The 487-nt window shown below is 39.4% G+C and carries 1 protein-coding gene; it reads right to left on the reverse strand.

Going from position 1 to position 487, the window contains the following annotated elements; translation table 11 throughout:
* Positions 1-247: 247 nt before the first annotated feature.
* A partial coding sequence (locus KBX53_RS35570) for a hypothetical protein (RefSeq protein WP_210864095.1) occupies positions 248-487 on the reverse strand: 240 nt, incomplete at its 5' end.

Below are 487 nucleotides of genomic sequence, written 5' to 3' on the forward strand. Positions count from 1 at the left end.
GTTTATCGCTATCATCAAAGATTAAACCGCCAGTTTCTACTTTCATAACAGAACTCCTTTTTGTTTGTATGTATTGCAATTATACATCTTTTTGCAATACAAACGCAATACTTTTTTTTATTTTATTTTGGTTTATATACGGTTTTTTTTCTTTTCTTCGGCATAGATAGGGGGGCAAATGCTAGCGAGAATGGCGAAAAACAGCCCTTATTGCCCTTTTCGAGCCGATAGGCTCCCCATCATAGCGTTACGGCTTAGGCGTTGATTTACGGCTTGATTTGGAGCGTTCAGAGCGTTCAGACCGTTTTTGTGATTCATACTGTTTTTTTTCTTCTTCGTATTTTTTTCTGATACGTTCTGAATTTTGTTGCGATTTTCTTCTGAGTTCCGCTAACTGTTCCGCTTTTTGTCTTTCGCGTTCCGCCCACCAGGCCGCCCTTTCTTCTTTTTCTTTTTCGATCTCGGCAAGCCTTTTTTGTCTTCGTTC

This window comes from Micromonospora sp. M51 (genome assembly GCF_018070305.1).
Lineage (GTDB): Bacteria > Actinomycetota > Actinomycetes > Mycobacteriales > Micromonosporaceae > Micromonospora > Micromonospora parva.